Below are 14,934 nucleotides of genomic sequence, written 5' to 3'. Positions count from 1 at the left end.
CCCCGGGCCGGCCGCCGGGCCCACCCCCGCCCACGGCAACCGACCTCCCTGCGACCGCCCACGATCCCGTTCCGCCCCCCGAACGCTCCCGCCCCGCCCCCTGACCGCTCCCGCCCCCGCTCCCAGGAGTTGATCACGTGTCATCGTCCACCCCGCCGGAGCCCGTGGCGGCCGCCACGGCCGCCCCGACGCCCCCCGCAACCGCGTCCCGGCGCCGGTGGGTCGCGCTCGCCGTCGTCCTCCTCGCCGCCTTCCTCGACAACGTCGACGCGACGATCGTCACGGTCGCCCTGCCGGCGATCCAGGAAGACCTGCACGCCGAGTTCGCCACCGCCCAGTGGACGCTGGCCGGCTACGCCCTCGCCTTCGCCGTCTTCCTCATCACCGGCGGCCGGCTCGGCGACATCTACGGCCGCAAGCGGCTGTTCATCACCGGCGTGCTCGGCTTCACCCTCGCCTCCACCGTGTGCGGCCTGGCCACCACCCCGGGCATGCTCGTCGGCGGCCGCCTCATGCAGGGCCTGACGGCGGCCCTCATGGTGCCCCAGGTGATGTCCGTCATCATGACGATGTTCGACCAGAAGGAATGGGTCGTCGCCTTCTCCCTGATGGGCGCGGTCCTCGGACTGGGCGGCGTCAGCGGCCCCCTGCTCGGCGGCGTCCTGACCGACCTCGACCTCTTCGGCCTGGGCTGGCGCTCGATCTTCTTCGTCAACATCCCCTTCGGGATCCTCGCCATCGCCCTGGCCGCCTGGACGATGCCCGAGAGCAGGTCCGACCGGTCACCACGGCTGGACATCACCGGCGTCGTCCTCGTCACGCTGGCCTCGCTGGGCCTGATGTACCCGCTGGTCCAGGGCCGCGAAGAAGGCTGGCCGACCTGGATGTTCGCGCTGGCCGCCGCCTCCGCGCTGCTCTTCGTCGCCTTCGGCGTCCAGCAGGGCCGCCGGCACCGCCGCGACGCGTCCGCGCTGGTCCCGCCGACGCTCTTCGCCCACCGCTCGTTCCGGGTCGGCGTGGTCGTCGTCATGCTGGCCTTCTCCGGCATCACCTCGTTCTTCCTGGTGCTCACCTACCACATGCAGCTCGGGCTCGACTGGTCCGCGCTGCGCACCGCGCTGGTCACGGTGGCGTTCCCGATCGGCATCATGGCGACCTTCCAGATCGCCTGGCGCAAGGGCACCGCCAACGGCCGCGCGTTCGTCGCGATCGGCACCTCGGTCATGACGCTCGGCACCCTCGCCATGATCCTCGCGGTGTCCGGCCGGGGCGCGGACATCGCCTGGTACCACGTCGCCGGAGCCGAACTCGTCGTCGGCCTCGGCATGGGCCTGTGCTCGCCGATCCTGACCAACGTGGTGCTCGGCGACATCCCGCCCCAGGACGCGGGAGCCGGCTCCGGCGTGGTCAACGCCGTCATCCAGTTCGGCACGGCGGCGGGCATCGCCATCGTCGGCGTCATCTTCTTCAGCCTCACGGACGACGGGGCCACGGGCGCCGGCCGCGCCGACACCTTCAGCCACGCGACCTCCGTGACGCTCTGGTACAACGTCGCCGTCTTCGCGCTCGTCGCCCTCCTCAGCCCCCTCCTGCCCGCCTCGAAGACCCCTCGGGACGCGGCGGAGGAGACCACCGCGGAGACCGCCCCGGGGGCCGCACCGCAGCCCTCCGCGCAGACGCCGCCGCCCGCCGCGAAGGACCGGCTGCTCCTTGACTCTCCCTGATCCGCGCATTGGCCAATTCCCTTGCGCGGGAGCGCGAATGCGGGGTCGTCATTCCGGGAATTCTATGTCAGACTTTTTCTGTCGATTGATTGCAGGAGGTATGTATGACTGACAAGTCGTTCGACAGTGGCGTTGCAGAAGATGCCAAGGAAAGGTTTCGCGCTGCACTGGAGCGCAAGTCCAACGCATCGCGCGCCCGCACGGCTCACGAAGAGGGCCGTATGAAGGTGAAGAACATGAGCGGTTCCTCCGGTCAGAAGCGGTATTTCCGCAGGAAGACCGGCTGAACCAGTCTGTCTCATCTCTCCGGGTCGCCGCGGTCCATTCCACTGGAATGGACCGCGGCGACCTTTTGCGTTTCCTGCTCCATTCGTTCGACTATTCACTTGAGTATCGCTCGCGGCTCGCTCGCGTGGTGCTCGGATATCTCTGGTTTCCAGCTTGTGTTTCACTGGGGCAATTGACCCGGAGTGTTGCATTCCGGCCATGATCACATGCGGTTTCGGGGCGGTCCGCAGGCATTCCCGTGCGGAATCCGAGCCGGGCTGTAGCGCCCGGGCCGAACCTGGAGTGTCCGGCGCCGGGTGCTTCCCGGCGCGACCGCGTCGAAAGGGGTTGCCCGTGATCATCGTCGAGGAACGTCCGCTGTTGACCGCCCCCGCGGTGGGCGGCACCCCGGCGGGGGACCGTCCCGCTCCGCCGCCCGCCGCAGACGGTCCGGCCGCCGCCGACGGCCCGGTCGGCGTGGGCGTGGACCGCCCGAACCGCCAGGAGCCAGGCCGGGCGTCGGATCAGGATGCAGGCCGGGAGCCGCGCCGGGGGCCTCGCCGGGCCGCCGCCGTCGAGGACTCCTCGCTGGCCCTCGCGATGGCCTCCATCCGGATCTCCCGGGGCAATCCCACGGTCGAGGAGACCGCCGCCCTCGCCGTCCTGCTCACGGCCCGGCTCCGCCGGCTCCACGAGGACCGGCAGCCCGAACCCGCCGCCCCGAGCGCCCGCAGGCTCCCGCACGCGCCGTGCCCGCAGTTCCGCCCCCCGGGTGCCTGGGCCTCCTGACGCCACCCGTGCCCCCGTCGCCCCCGGCGGAGCCTTCACGCTGCACTCAATGCAACGGTCGACCGTCGCCTGTTGCATTGAAAGCGCAACCTATTGCAATGAAAAACACGCTTCTACCTGGTCTTATATCCATCTCGTGCAACGAAGTTGTTGCCGAAGACGGAAAGGCTACGTAGCTTTTCTCCTGTCGGAAACAGTCCGGCAGTCAGTCGTAGCCAGGAGAAGACCATGCAGAAGTTCGACACCCCCGCCCCCGTCTCCGCCGTCCTCGACATCCCCGCCGGCCTTATCCGGTTCATCGCGGCCGACCGGTCCGACACCACGGTCGAGGTCCTCCCCGCGGACGCCTCGAAGGCCCGCGACGTGAAGGCGGCGGAGCGGACCGAGGTGGCGTACGCCGATCAGGTGCTGCGGATCGCGGTCCCGGCGGGCCACCAGCTCCTCGGCAGCTCCGGCGCCGTCGAGGTGACCGTCCGGCTGCCCGCCGGCTCCCGCGTCGAGGCCCGGGCGTCCGCCGCCGAACTGCGCGGCGTCGGACGCCTCGGCGACGTCACCTTCGAGGGCTCCCAGGGCTCGGTCAAGCTCGACGAGACCGCGAGCGCCCACCTCACCCTCCTCGCCGGTGACATCGCGGTCGGCCGCCTCGGCGGCCCCGCGGAGGTCAGCACCGCCCAGGGCGACATCCGGATCACCGAGGCCGTCCGCGGCACGCTCGTACTGCGCACCGAGGCCGGTGACGTGTCGGTCGGCGCCGCCCGCGGAGTCAGCGCCTCCCTGGACGCCGCCACCGCCCTCGGCCGGATCGACAACGCCCTCATGAACACCGCGGGCACCGCCGACCTGACCATCCACGCCACCACCACCCAGGGCGACATCACCGCCCGCAGCCTCTGACCCGGCGTCCGAACCGGGAAGGGGAACGCGCACGAGCACCTCGGCGAACTCGTCAGCGGACCGGGCCGGTGCCGTACTGGTGGTCGGGGGCGCCCGGTTCCGGTACTCCGTGAGGGACGGCGCCGGCAGCCGGTTCGTACGGTCGACCCGGCGGCGGGCACCCGCGAGCCGGCCTTCGACCACCACCGGCCGGCCGCCGCGCCGGCCGCCACCTCCGGACGGCACGTCGACCCCGGCGCCCTGCCGCTCGCGGCCTTCGAACGGCCCAGGACGGTCTGGAGTCCCACGCGTCCGCCGCGTTCGACGCGCACTGGCGGTGCCCCTCATAGCCGCCGGCAAGGACTTCGAACCGCTCGTCGTCCCCGGCGCCGAGCACACGTTCATCGACTGTCTGGGCTGCGTCCGGGGACACTGCCGGGACTTTCTGGTGCGCGAGCTGACCGGCACGCAGCCCTCCGGTCACCGCCCGGCCCCCTGGTGATCGGCTCCGAACTGCTCGCCGAACTGTTCGCCCGCACCCCGCACTACCGCCCCCGTACCGCGCCTACCGCGCCCGGCAGTTGCGCATGCCCGTACAGAGCGCACGGGCCCCGAGGGCCCGGGGCGTCAGACCCCGGCCCCGACCCCAGCCACCGAACCTGTACCGGCACCCGCACCCGCACCGGGCCGGATCATCAGCGCGGCCACCAGCGCGAGACCCGCGCACACCGCGCCCGCCGTGAAGCCCAGGGACATCCCCGAGCGCGAGGCCACCGCCACCAGCATCGCCAGACCCAGCGAACCGCCCAGCGTCTGCACGGCGTTGAGCATGCTGGAGGCCGCACCGGCCTCCCCCCGCCGCAGCCCCGACGTCGCCAGCACCGTCGGCGGGATCACGCAGCACGCCATGCCCGCGCCCAGCAGGAGCAGCGGCGGCAGGATCCCCTCAGCGTAGGAGGAGCCCGGCGCCAGCCGCGACAGCCACAGGTTGCCGGTCAGCAGCAGGGCGGCGCCCCCGGCCATCAGGTAGCGCGGCCCCAGCAGGCGCTCCAGCCGTACCGCCGCCCACGCCATGACCGCCATCGTCACCGCGAGCGGCGTCAGCGCGACCGCGGCGCCCAGCGGGCCGTAGCCCGCCTCCTGCTGGAAGTAGCGGTTCAGGAAGAAGTACGCGCCCATGACCGAACCCGGCACGGCCAGCGTCCCCACGTACGCGAGGACCCGGTTGCGGGACCGGAACAGGTGCAGCGAGACGATCGGACGCTCGGCCCGCCGTTCGACCCCCGCGAACACCGCGAACAGCCCCACGGCGCACGCCACGCACACCAGCGCCCGCACGTCGCCCAGGCCCTGCTCGGCCGCTCGCGCCAGCCCGTACACCAGGGCGGCCGCGCCCACCGCCGACAGCAGCGCGCCCGCCACGTCGAACCGGCCCGGATTGCGGCGCGTCTCGGTGATCGCGACCGGCCCGAGCACCAGGATCAGCAACCCGAGCGGAACGTTCAGCAGCAGTTCCCAGCGCCAGGAACTCAGACTGGACAGCGTTCCGGCCAGCAGCAGGCCGCCGGCCGTACTGACCGCCCCGGCCGCCGTGCACACGGCGATGGCCCGCTTGCGCGGCGCCCCCTCCTCGAACATGCTCAGCACCAGGGCGAGTCCGCTCGGCGCGGCCAGCGCCGCCCCGATCCCCTGCACCACCCGGATCGCGGTCAGCACCTCCACACCGGAGGCGAGCCCGCGCACCGCGGCCGCCGCGGTGAACAGGGCCACGCCGGTGAGGAACACCCGGCGGCGCCCGAGGATGTCCCCGGCCCTCCCGCCGAGCAGCAGCAGACCGCCGAAGGCGAGCAGGTAGGCGTTGAGCACCCAGGACGAGCCGACGTCCGACAGCCCGAGGTCGGCGCGCATGCCGGGCAGGGCGATGTTCACGATGGCGTCGTCGAGCTGGATCATCGCGTTGCAGGAGGCGATGACGGCGAGGGCGAGGCCCGGCCGGGGCCGCCGGGTCCTGGGCACGGGCGGTGCCGCCACGCGCGGTTCGAGCACGGGCGCGGACATGGCCAGCCTCCTGAACACGGCAAACGGATTGCCGACAGTGTCCCGCCACCCCCTCGAGAGCCCACGGAGCCGGACCGGAGGCGACCGCCGTCGGCGGGCCCCGAAAACGCGGTGGGCAGCCGCGGGGGGCGGTGAGTACGTTGCGCTCATGGATCACCAGGCCGGCCCCCCGCCCACCACCCCGCCCCCCACCGACGGCCCGGGCAGTCCGCCCCGCGGCGACGGCCCGGGCGCCGCGCACCCGACCACCCGCCCGGCGACGGCCCCCGCCGCCGACCACCGGGCCCCGGACGGTCGCGTCCCCGACCGCCGTGCCCTCGCCGCCGCGGCCGTCACGGTGCTGCTGTGGGCCTCGGCGTTCGTCTCCATCCGCGCGGCCGCCCCGCACTACGCCCCCGGAGCACTCGCCCTCGGACGCCTTCTCACGGCCTCCCTCGCCCTCGCGGCCGTCCTGGCCGTCAAACGCGTTCCGCTCCCACCCCGGCGGGCATGGCCCGGCATCCTCACCTCCGGAGTCCTGTGGTTCGGCCTGTACATGGTGGCGCTGAACTGGGGCGAGCAGGGCGTGGACGCCGGCACCGCGGCCATGGTCGTGAACATCGGCCCGCTGGTGATCGCCCTGCTCAGCGGATGGCTGCTCAAGGAGGGCTTCCCGCCGATGCTGCTCGCCGGCATGGCCGTGTCCTTCACCGGCGCCGTCCTCGTGGGCCTGTCCACCTCCGACGGCGGCGGCGCCTCCCTCGGCGGCGTCCTGCTCTGCCTGCTGGCCGCGCTCGCCTACGGCGCCGGGGTGGTCGCGCAGAAGCCCGCCCTGACGCACGCGACGCCGCTGCAGGTGACCTCGTACGGCTGCTTCGTCGGCACCGCCGTCACCCTCCCCTTCGCCTGGCAGCTGCTGACCCGGCTCCCCGAAGCACCGCTGACCGCCACCCTGAACATGGTCTACCTGGGCCTCTTCCCGACCGCGCTGGCCTTCAGCACCTGGACGTACGCCCTCTCCAGGACGACCGCGGGCCGGATGGGCGCGACCACCTACGCCGTGCCCGCCCTTGTCGTCCTCATCGCCTGGCCGGTTCTGGGCGAGGTGCCGGCCGCGCTCACCCTCCTCGGCGGCGCGATCTGCCTGGCCGGCGTCGCCCTCTCCCGCAGACGCCCCGCCCCCGGACGCGGCCCGGGCCCCCACCTCTCCCACCTCTCCCACCCTTCCCACCCCTACGATGGACCCATGGCGTCGATCAGGCAGGTCCAGATCACCTTCGACTGCGCGAACCCCGAGCGCGTCGCCCGCTTCTGGTGCGAGGTGCTGGGGTACGTCGTCCCACCGCCCCCCGAGGGCTACGCCAGTTGGGACGACTTCGACCGCGCCCTGCCCCCCGACCGCCAGGGTTCGGCGTTCGCCTGCGTCGACCCCACGGGCGCGGGCCCTCGCCTGTTCTTCCAGCGCGTCCCCGAGGGCAAGACCGTCAAGAACCGGCTCCACCTCGACGTACGGGTCGCCGCCGGGCTCGTGGGCGAGGAGCGCCTGGCCGCACTCGAAGCCGAATGCACCCGCCTGACCGCGCTCGGCGCCACTCGCGTACGCCTCCTGCCCGCCGACGACCACAACGAGTCCTGCCTGGTGATGCAGGACGTCGAGGGCAACGAATTCTGCCTCGACTGACGCCCCCGCCGCCCCGCCGCCCCGATGCCCCGCCGCCCCGGCCGACGGCCGGGGCGGCCCTGCCGAGGGAGCACGCGCACCGACGCCGACGGTGCCCCCCTGTCCCCGTTCGCGGCGGCTGATGATCACCTGAAGGCCGTTCACTCGTTCTCTCCGTGTCATCGCCGCCGAGGAAAGGACGGGACGCGGATGAGCCGCCGTCAGAAGGGCCGCAAGCACCGCGAGGTGAACCGGACACCGCGGCCGGTGGGCCGGACGCCCCTGCGCCTGCCCGGCACCTCCCCCCGCACCCACCGGACGGCTGCGCCACCTGCCGCGCGCACCGCGGAACCGCTCCGGGCCCCGGACGAGATCTGGCGCCGGTACGAGCCCCCGCGCCACGGAGCGGAACAGGAGACGGCGCGCGTCGCCGGCACCCCCCGCCCCTCCGCGGCACCGGAGCCGTCCCCCGCAGGTCTGGCCCCGGCGTCGGCCACCGCCGTACCGCAGGCCCGTCAGATGCAGCCGCCCGCCCCGCTGTTCGCCCTCCCGGTGCGCTCCGGCGGCCTCGGCCTGCCCGCGGCGCGCACCTGGCAGGCCCTGCGGGAGTCGGGACCGGCCGGTGCGTCCGTGGCGGACCTGAGCACGCGGGCCGGTTTCACGACCCCCACCGTCGTCCGGCACCTGCGCGCCCTCGCCGGCGCCGGCCTGGCCCGCGCCGCGGGCGACGCCTGGCACCCCACGGAGGCCGACCCGGCGCACCTGCCCGCGCCGGCTCGCCGCTGACGGGGGCGGACCTGCCCGGGGGAGGAGGAGCCGCGGCCGGACGGCGCACCGGCCGCGGCTCAGCGCTCACCGGTAGGGGCCCCGCAAGGCCCCGCGTTCGGGCGGCGCACGCCGGACGGCACGGCCACGCCGGCCGGAACCCGACCCGGAACCGGGGGGTCGACTGGCCAAGTCCCGCCGCCGCGAGGCTCAATGGAAGGATGCCCGCCCCCTTGACGCCCGCCCCCTTCCTGCCCGCCCTTGCCCGTGCCGCACGCGCGGCCGCCCTGTCCGCCGCGGTCGCCCTCACGGTGTCCGCCGCGGCCCCCGCGTCCACGCCGCCCACGCCGCCCGCCCCGCCCACGGCGTTCGTCGCACTGCGCGACATCGACCCGACCATCCGCCAGGAGATCCGCTACCACACACCGAACAACTTCGTCGGCGAGCCGATCAACGGCTACCTGCAGCCCACCTGCGTCCTCACCCGGCCCGCGGCCCGCGCCCTGCACCGCGCCCAGCGCACCCTCCTGCGCCAGGGGTACTCCCTCAAGGTCTACGACTGCTACCGCCCGCAGCGCTCCGTCGACCACTTCGTCACCTGGGCCAAGGACCTCGACGACCAGGTCATGAAGGACGAGTTCTACCCGCGGGTCGACAAGGCCCGGCTCTTCGAGGACGGCTACATCGCCGAGCGCTCCGGCCACAGCCGGGGCAGCACCGTCGACCTCACCCTGGTCGAGCTCCCCGCCCGCCCCACGCCGCCCTACGACCCGGACCGGCCGCTCACCCCTTGCTACGCCGCCCAGGCCGACCGCGCGCCCGACGACTCCGTGGACATGGGCACCGGCTACGACTGCTTCGACACCCTCTCCCACACCCTCGACCCGCGCATCCGGGGCGAGCAGAGGTCGCACCGCCTGCTCCTGAAGAGCACCCTCGAAGCGGCCGGGTTCACGAACCTGCCGCAGGAGTGGTGGCACTACACCCTGCGCGACGAACCCTTCCCGGACGCCTACTTCGACTTCCCCGTCCGCAGGCCCGGCCCGCACCGGGGCGGCATTCCATCAGACGAGCGAGCTGCCGACGCCGGCGCCGGCCCCGCACTCACCGGCCTTGTCGATGCCGACCGTGAGGATGCGTCTCACCGGTAGCGAGCAGCACGAGAGCCAGTCCGAGCGGCAGCAGGAGAAGCAACAGAAGGGTCATGCCCCTCTCGTGCCCACCCCGCCGGGACCGACACGGTCGAACATCCGGCCGTACCTCCACCCGATGGCACGCCAGGGCACCGGTACCATTCGTCTCTTCGGGTGCCGTTGGGGCTTGGAGTCCAAAAGGTGTGCCGATGACGCCCGGCGATCTGCCTGTCGTGTGGAGCCTGCCCCCCGAGGACGCCCGAGCCGGATGGCGGGCCCTGTGGTGGACCGTCGGACCGAGCGGTGAACTCGCGGTGATGCTCGTCCACCAGCGGAACCTCCACCGTTCCCCGTACGTCAGGGGTTGGGTCGGATGGCGCGTGGTGGCTCCGTGCGACGGCGTCCTGGTGGTGGTCTCGGACGGGGTGGAACACCGCACCCGGGTAACCGGCATCACCGCGAGCACCGGCCACCTGGCCCTGCTCTCGTGGTCACGGTTCCTGCTGGTGTCATCCCGGACACGCCAGGACGAGACCGGGGCCTGGGAGAGCAACGCGGTGGTGTACTCCCCCGGGGGATATCCGATGAGTCACATCTGCATCGGCGTCGACATCGACTACGTCATCACCGACCGTGACGGCGGCATCTGGACCTCGCACGGCGACGAAGGCGTGCATGGAAGCCACCCCGCGTCCAGTGAGGGTGTGGCCCGCTGGGACACCGACGGCACCTGGACCTGGGGCCCCCTGGGACGGGGACGGCTCCCCGTACTGCCCCTCGGCGGGATCGCGGGCACCACCGAGGAGGACGTGGCCTGGCTCGGCTGGTACAGCCACGAAGGCTCCTTCCTGTCCCGGGTCGATCCCGCCACCGGCGGCATCACCAGCTACCGCCACCCCTCGAGGGACACCGACGGCATCGCCGTCCGCGGCACCCGGATGCTCCTCAGCCACCGGTTCCGGGGCCGTCCCGGTGTCGAACTGAACCACGCGGAGCTCGTCGACGATGTCTGGGTGATCACCGCTCGTGAACAGCTGCGACTGCCGGAGCCGGTGACCATGCGCTGCGTACAGGGCCGCGACGGTGTTCTCTGGATCCGCGGCGGCGACACCTGGATACGGATCGAAGCTTGAGCGGATCGAAGCCTGAGCCGATCGAAGCCTGAGCCACGAGCCCGACCCGTCCCCGGCGATCCGGCGGGCGACCGGCGACACGCCCCGCGCCGCCGCCACCCGCGCCCCCGCCACCCGCGTCGACGGCCGCCCCCGTCAGCCGGCGCAGGCCGTCCCCGTCAGTCCTCCAGGACGTGCCGCAGATAGGACTGCGGATCGGCGAGGTAGCGGCGCCAGTGGTCGACCAGGGCGAGCTCGCGCCACGCCACCCGGCGCATGCCGTGCTCGCCGACCTCGATGATGTCCGCTCCCGGCAGGGCGGTCAGCAGCGGGGAGTGGGTGGCGCAGACGACCTGGCCGCCGTTCTTGACCAGCTGGTCGATATGGCCGAGCAGCTCCAGGCACGAAGCGAACGACAGCGCGGCCTCGGGCTCGTCCATCACGTACAGGCCCGGCCGGAGGAACTTGCCCCGAAACGCGGCGAGGAAGCCTTCGCCGTGACTGACCGAGTCCGGCGCGAACCCTTCCCGCTCCAGGGCGTTCAGCGCCGTCTCGGCGCGCAGGAAGAAACCCCGGCGGGCTGCCCAGTCGGCCATCATGTGCCGCCCGCGCGCGGCCGCGTCGAAGCGGATCCGCTCACCCAGTTCCGACTTCTGCCGGTGGCTCGCATACCGCCAGTCGTGCGAACCGCCCCAGGAGTCCAGCCCGAAGCCCTCCGCCAGGGCCTCGACCAGGGTGGACTTGCCCGAACCGTTCTCCCCGACCACGAAGGTGACGGGAGCGGTGAACCGCAGCCCGTCCTCCAGCAGCGCTTGCACGCAGGGCACGGACCAGGGCCACTCGGCCCGTTCGCCGGAGGCCGCGTGTGCGTACGCACGTTCGATGATCATTGCCCCGAGTCTCCCACAGGCCGGCACTCGGCGAACCGCAGCGGGGGAGCGCCCCTACTGCCAGAAGACGTTTTCGATCACGATCTGCGGCTCGGCGGCGCGCCGGATGAAGGTGTAGCGGAGCCAGCCGCGGTTGTGGTCGAAGTTCAGGACGTGCGGGCCGCGCGGCTGCGTGGAGCGGGGTTCGACCGTGACCTTCGACGTGTCGAGGTCGTGGTCCCGGTACGGGTGGCGGGAGGACAGCAGCTCGACCACCGCCTCGACGACCAGGTCCCTGAGGGACCGGGGGAGGCTGTCGCGGTACCCCGAGGCGGTCTTGGCGGGCCAGGAACGCGGGCGCGGCACCGATGTCGTAGGTGTCGGCGACCTTGGCCCGCCACCCGGCCTCGAAGTCGGGCAGCAGATCGGGGGTGTGCGCGGCGATGGCGGCACGCAACACCGGAATGCTGCGCTCGGGCATCGGGGGCACTCCGCAGGGGGGCCCCGGGGCGGTCGTCACGGTGGTCCCTCCTGGGTCGGTACGCCCCTCCCCACCAGGGCGCTGCCCGCCCCGCGGGAGCGCCGACGGCGAGATCGTGCCCGCCGGTGGCGCATCACGGTGCGTACGGGCGCCCGGAGCAGCACGGCGTGCACCACGGCGCCGGCCAGGACCACCGTGTGGAGACCGAGCGCCCTCCACCCATCCGGCTGCGCGCTGGGCGACGCCCGTGAGCCCGCCGGGACGGGCCGGACTCAGCGCTCCGCGACGGGCCGGCGGCGCAAGGCCGGATCGGTCAGGGCGACGGGCCGCCACACGCCGTCGGGGTGGTACAGGTTGGTGCCCGGCGGCACGATCGCGTCGATCCGGTCCAGGGTCGCGTCGTCGGGCACCACCGACACCCCCTTCACCAGGGACTCCAGCTGCTCCAGGGTTCGCGGCCCGATGATCACCGAGGTGACCGCCGGGTGCACCAGCGGAAACGCCACCGCCAGCTCCGGCAGCGTGCAGCCGAACTCCTCCGCCACCTCGATCAGTTCACCGGCGGCCGCCAGCTTCGCCGCGTTCCCCGGCACCGCCGGATCGAACCGCGCCGGCGTCAGCGCCGCCCGGCCGCGTGTCAGGTCGACCTCCCGGCCGTCCCGGTACCTCCCGCTGAGGAACCCCGAGGCGAGCGGACTCCAGGTCAGCACCCCCATGCCGTACCGCCGGGCCACCGGCAGCACGTCCTTCTCCACCCCACGCGCCAGGATCGAATACGGCGGCTGCTCGGTCCGGAACCGCGCCAGGCCGCGCCGCTCGGACACGTGGTGCGCCTCGGCGATCTCCTCGGCCGGGAAGGTGGAGCAGCCGAAGGCCCGGATCTTGCCCGCCCGCACCAGGTCCCCCAGCACACCGAGGGTCTCCTCGATATCCGTCCGCGGGTCCGGCCGGTGCACCTGGTAGAGGTCGATCACGTCGGTGCCCAGCCGGGTCAGGCTGTCCTCCACCGCCCGGGTCAGCCAACGCCGCGAGTTGCCACCGCGGCCCCGCCCCTCACCCATCGGGAAGTGCCCCTTGGTTGCGAGCACGACCTCCTCCCGCCGCCTTCCGCGCAGCGCCTTCCCCACGATGACCTCGGACTCACCGGCCGAGTACATGTCCGCGGTGTCCACGAAGTTGATGCCGGCGTCCAACGCCGCGTGGATGATCCGTACGCAATCCTCGTGGTCGGGATTCCCCACCGCCCCGAACATCATCGTGCCCAGGCACTGCACGCTCACCTCGAGGCCCGTGCCCCCCAGGAACCTGTATCGCATCGTCATACCGCCGGACCCTACGACTTCGAGCGCACTCCAGCACAAGCCCCACCACCGCCGTGCAAGGAGCGCACCGAGGGGCTACGCGAGGCGGCCGACGGCAGCGGGGCGGACGCGCGCACCTCAGGCGCCGATCCCTTTGCGATCGGCTGGGTCGGGCGGTGATGACCACCGGGACGGCCTCGCGCCACACACGGATCGGCGACCCGGCGCTCCTCTGAGCGCCGCACGGGCGGGAGTCCGCCCGCTGCCGGGCACAAGTACCGGCACCGCCCCACGGGCTCCGCCTCCTGTCGTGTCGACCGCAGTTCGATACGACCACCACGACAGGAGACCCATGCCCACCACGATGCTCCACATCCCCACCGCGTCCGGCCGTGCCGACGCCTTCGCCGCCTTCCCCGAGGGGGACGGGCGGCACCCGGGGGTACTGACGTAAGCCGGCGGCTTCGGCATCCGGCCCGTGCTGCGGGAGATGGCCCGCGAACTGGCCGGGCACGGCTACTACGTCCTCGTCCCCAACTTCTCTACCGGCACGGCCCGGCCCCCGTCGTCGAGCTTCCCGACCACATCGGAGCAGAAGCCCGGCCCGCGATCCTCGCCCGGCTGATGCCCTTGATCCAGGCGCACACCACCGCACGGCCCCTGAGCGACGCCGACGCCTACCTCGACTTCCTCACCACCCGGCCCGAGGTCGCCGCCGGAGCGGTCGCCGTGACCGGCTACTGCGTGAGCGGCCTCCTGGCGACCCGCACCGCCGCGGCCCTGCCCGGCGAGCCGCCCTCCGGCGAGCCGACACCGGCGCGCGCCGACGTCGACGCGGGCCGACACCGACGCGAGCCGTCCGGGGGCGGTGGCCGACTCGCTCGCCATGGTCACCGACGACGGCGCCGAGGACGAGCCGACGACGGCGCCGGCGTCGGCTAATCCGGCAGGGTCGGCGAGATCTTCGCGGCGTGCACGGTGAGCCGCGTGATGCGCGTCTCGTGGTTGGACGCCGTCGTGCTCGGCTCGGCCACGGCGTCCGCCCTGACATCGTGGAGGTACCACGTCGTGCGGGGCGTCGTCTCCCCGACCGTCATCTCCTCGATCTTGACGTGGTCCGCCACGGCCGCGTCGTCCGCCGGCGCCGCCGGGTCCTGCGTCGACAGGGCCCACGCGTGCGCCCGCGGGACATCGGTCAGCACGCAGTCGTCCAGGGTGAGCGTCAGCTCCTGCCCCGGCAGCCCGAGGTCACCCTGGGGACCCAGGCCGGTCACCTCCGCACAGGTGAACCGCTCTCCGTGGACGGTGACGTAGTAGCTACTCGTTGTGTTCGCAGCGAAATCGGTCATGCCCCGCACCTGCCCCCCGCGCTCCGCCCCAGACACCCGTCCCACTCCCCGGACCACCCCACCCGGCCGGTCCACTCCGCGACGGCGCTCGGCCCGACGGCGTTCGGCCCCCGGCGGCGGGTGTTCCCGGTGAGCGTGCTGCCGGCGCGGCCGTGACGGTGCCCAAGGGGATAGCGAGGAACTGCTGCCCGGAGCAGCGCACGGACTGGTGGACGGTGGAGCGTACGAGGAGCTCCGCGGACCAAGGCGCCATGATCGCCATCGGCGCCTCCCACCACCAGCCGGCGACGGCCCAGGCCGGGACGGCCGCCCCAGCGGCCTTCAGCGCCTGGATCGCGTGCAGGCGCTCCGTCCCGGGCGCGCGCAGTGCGCTGACGGCGGGCCGCCCGGGCTTCGCGAGCCTCCCGCACCGCCCACCGCCACCACCGCATGCGGGATGTCTCCTCTCGTCGCCCTGCGGGTCGGGGGGGGGGGGGGGGGGGGGGGGGGGGGGGGGGGGGGGGAGGGGGGGGGAGGGGGGGGAGGGGGTGGGGGTACACTTAGTTGTCCTCGTACGGGTTCCAGTTGCTGTCCG

14 protein-coding genes and 2 pseudogenes are annotated in these 14,934 nt (G+C 73.2%); 11 read left to right on the top strand and 5 right to left on the bottom strand.

All coding sequences use genetic code 11. The annotated features are described in order from the left end of the window. Positions 1 to 137: 137 nt before the first annotated feature. The 5 genes from AC07FY_RS24250 (at position 138) to AC07FY_RS24230 (ending at position 4,155) form a co-directional block, all read left to right on the top strand. Positions 138 to 1,724, top strand: a complete 1,587-nt coding sequence (locus AC07FY_RS24250) for an MFS transporter (protein WP_479009546.1) — start codon at positions 138 to 140, stop codon at positions 1,722 to 1,724. A 104-nt stretch (positions 1,725 to 1,828) separates the two neighbouring features. After that, entirely contained in the window at positions 1,829 to 2,011 is a 183-nt protein-coding gene (locus AC07FY_RS24245; protein ID WP_479009543.1) for a DUF5302 domain-containing protein, read from the top strand. Positions 2,012 to 2,345: 334 nt separating this feature from the next. Next, positions 2,346 to 2,780: an acyl-CoA carboxylase epsilon subunit gene (locus AC07FY_RS24240; protein WP_479009541.1), complete on the top strand. Its 435-nt coding sequence runs from the start codon at positions 2,346 to 2,348 to the stop codon at positions 2,778 to 2,780. 228 nt (positions 2,781 to 3,008) lie between these two features. After that, positions 3,009 to 3,674, top strand: coding sequence for a DUF4097 family beta strand repeat-containing protein (locus AC07FY_RS24235; RefSeq protein ID WP_479009538.1), 666 nt, complete (start codon positions 3,009 to 3,011; stop codon positions 3,672 to 3,674). 316 nt (positions 3,675 to 3,990) lie between these two features. Continuing rightward, on the top strand, positions 3,991 to 4,155 hold the full coding sequence (locus AC07FY_RS24230) for a hypothetical protein (protein WP_479009535.1): 165 nt from the start codon (positions 3,991 to 3,993) through the stop codon (positions 4,153 to 4,155). 125 nt (positions 4,156 to 4,280) lie between these two features. Here AC07FY_RS24230 and AC07FY_RS24225 read toward each other — a convergent pair whose 3' ends face one another. Further along, positions 4,281 to 5,711 carry an MFS transporter gene (locus tag AC07FY_RS24225; protein ID WP_479009532.1) on the bottom strand — a complete coding sequence of 477 codons (1,431 nt, stop codon included), beginning with the start codon at positions 5,709 to 5,711 and terminating at the stop codon, positions 4,281 to 4,283. A gap of 148 nt (positions 5,712 to 5,859) precedes the next feature. On the opposite strand from AC07FY_RS24225, the pseudogene AC07FY_RS24220 reads away from it, so the two are divergent. The 5 genes and pseudogenes from AC07FY_RS24220 to AC07FY_RS24200 all read left to right on the top strand — a co-directional run. Beyond that, positions 5,860 to 6,888: pseudogene (locus AC07FY_RS24220) on the top strand (DMT family transporter); the annotation flags it as partial. 48 nt (positions 6,889 to 6,936) lie between these two features. After that, positions 6,937 to 7,371 (top strand): VOC family protein, encoded by a 435-nt coding sequence (locus AC07FY_RS24215; RefSeq protein WP_479009748.1) that lies wholly within the window; start codon positions 6,937 to 6,939, stop codon positions 7,369 to 7,371. A 189-nt stretch (positions 7,372 to 7,560) separates the two neighbouring features. After that, positions 7,561 to 8,136 (top strand): hypothetical protein, encoded by a 576-nt coding sequence (locus AC07FY_RS24210; protein ID WP_479009530.1) that lies wholly within the window; start codon positions 7,561 to 7,563, stop codon positions 8,134 to 8,136. A 200-nt stretch (positions 8,137 to 8,336) separates the two neighbouring features. Next, positions 8,337 to 9,266 carry a M15 family metallopeptidase gene (locus tag AC07FY_RS24205; RefSeq protein ID WP_479009527.1) on the top strand — a complete coding sequence of 310 codons (930 nt, stop codon included), beginning with the start codon at positions 8,337 to 8,339 and terminating at the stop codon, positions 9,264 to 9,266. Between the two features lie 191 nt (positions 9,267 to 9,457). Further along, entirely contained in the window at positions 9,458 to 10,381 is a 924-nt protein-coding gene (locus tag AC07FY_RS24200; RefSeq protein WP_479009524.1) for a hypothetical protein, read from the top strand. A 158-nt stretch (positions 10,382 to 10,539) separates the two neighbouring features. Here AC07FY_RS24200 and AC07FY_RS24195 read toward each other — a convergent pair whose 3' ends face one another. The 3 genes from AC07FY_RS24195 to AC07FY_RS24185 all read right to left on the bottom strand — a co-directional run bounded on the left by AC07FY_RS24195 (position 10,540) and on the right by AC07FY_RS24185 (position 13,026). Next, the gene (locus tag AC07FY_RS24195; protein ID WP_479009521.1) at positions 10,540 to 11,250 is read right to left on the bottom strand and encodes an AAA family ATPase; all 711 of its coding nucleotides are present in this window, start codon (positions 11,248 to 11,250) and stop codon (positions 10,540 to 10,542) included. A 54-nt stretch (positions 11,251 to 11,304) separates the two neighbouring features. Continuing rightward, a complete protein-coding gene (locus AC07FY_RS24190) occupies positions 11,305 to 11,595 on the bottom strand; it encodes a hypothetical protein (protein ID WP_479009518.1) in 291 nt (96 codons plus the stop codon). A 387-nt stretch (positions 11,596 to 11,982) separates the two neighbouring features. After that, positions 11,983 to 13,026, bottom strand: a complete 1,044-nt coding sequence (locus tag AC07FY_RS24185; protein WP_479009745.1) for an aldo/keto reductase — start codon at positions 13,024 to 13,026, stop codon at positions 11,983 to 11,985. A 475-nt stretch (positions 13,027 to 13,501) separates the two neighbouring features. Here AC07FY_RS24185 and AC07FY_RS24180 point away from each other — a divergent pair. Continuing rightward, positions 13,502 to 13,803: pseudogene (locus tag AC07FY_RS24180) on the top strand (dienelactone hydrolase family protein); the annotation flags it as partial. 146 nt (positions 13,804 to 13,949) lie between these two features. Here the strand turns inward: AC07FY_RS24180 and AC07FY_RS24175 are convergent. Further along, positions 13,950 to 14,360, bottom strand: coding sequence for a hypothetical protein (locus AC07FY_RS24175; protein WP_479009515.1), 411 nt, complete (start codon positions 14,358 to 14,360; stop codon positions 13,950 to 13,952). Positions 14,361 to 14,934: the final 574 nt, after the last annotated feature.

This window comes from Streptomyces sp. NPDC045967 (genome assembly GCF_056430495.1).
The sequence above is the reverse complement of the archived record's forward strand: the minus strand, read 5'-3'. Positions and strand labels throughout refer to the sequence as shown.